This is a genomic window from Streptomyces sp. S.PB5 (genome assembly GCF_030403745.1).
GTDB lineage: Bacteria > Actinomycetota > Actinomycetes > Streptomycetales > Streptomycetaceae > Streptomyces.
The window spans coordinates 1-1,011 of sequence record NZ_JAQMWP010000066.1; the positions used below are offsets into that span (position 1 = coordinate 1).

The window sequence follows — 1,011 nt, forward strand, 5'->3', positions numbered from 1 at the left end:
GGGAAACTGATGACGTGGCACCGGCGACTAAAGGGATCGGTTTCCCGGAATCCCGTGTCACCAGTCGGAAATATGCATTCACCGGCAATCAGCCCATTTTGTGCCGTTCCCGACGACCGCGCCGGACCTTGGCGGCGGTCTCCTCGGCCACCTGGCTCCCGTAGGCATGGGGCGCTGTTCGGTGGTCCGAGGCGCTTCATGCCCATTCCAACAGTCAGATGACGGATGGGAAGGCGCGGGACGAGCCAGCGGGATGAGGAGCGTGTCGGGTGCGCTTGCTGCACCGGGCCTCAAGTTGTGGGAAGTGAATCGATGGCACAGCTGGAAACCGCGCGGTACGAAACGCAGGCCGTTCACCGCGGTCCACGAATGAGCGCCGCTCTGCGGACTCGCGTAACCACACGGATCGCCATGCTGGCCGGTGCGCTGGTCGCGGTGAGCGTCGGTGTCACGATGATGGTCACGCCGGGTCTCACGTTGACGGCTGTAGGCGTCCTGCTTGGGATACAGCTGGCCGTCCAGGGGGCGGTTCAGCTGCTCACCGTGCGGGAGGCCAAGGTTCCGCAGCCGGTGCGATGGCTGCTGGCGGCCGGCGCTCTCGCCGTTCTCTTCCTGGCGAGCGCCTTCTTCCGGGGCCACGCGGACTCGGTGTTCCTCCTGGGCCTGTGGATCGGCTTCGGCTGGCTGCTGCGTGGCTTCACGATGGCAGTCTCGATGATTCCGTCCTCGATCAGGCATGTGTTCGTGTACGACGACCTCCTCAACGCGGTAGTGGTCTCGGCCGGACTGTTCGTGACCGCCTTTCCCTTTTCCTCACTCGGCCAGCTGACAACAGTCGTCGGTTCTGTGCTTGTTTCTGTCGGCTCGGTGGAGGCCATGAGTGCCTTCCGGCGGCGTCCTCAAAGTCTTCGTTCGTTCGACTGAAGTACCACCCGAATTCTCTGATCGAGCAATCCTGATCCTCGGTATGTGGAGGTAACAGATATGAGGAAGTGCCATCTCACCGTTGCT

At 62.8% G+C, this 1,011-nt stretch carries 1 protein-coding gene; it reads left to right on the top strand.

The window, feature by feature from the left end; genetic code table 11:
* Nucleotides 1-312: 312 nt before the first annotated feature.
* Nucleotides 313-924, top strand: a complete 612-nt coding sequence (locus PH203_RS49590; RefSeq protein WP_289929541.1) for a DUF308 domain-containing protein — start codon at nt 313-315, stop codon at nt 922-924.
* Nucleotides 925-1,011 lie beyond the last annotated feature (87 nt).

Coding starts and splice junctions, on each gene's coding strand:
- PH203_RS49590 (WP_289929541.1), top strand. CDS start 313: ATGGCACAGCTGGAAACCGCGCGGTACGAAACGCAGGCCGTTCACCGC.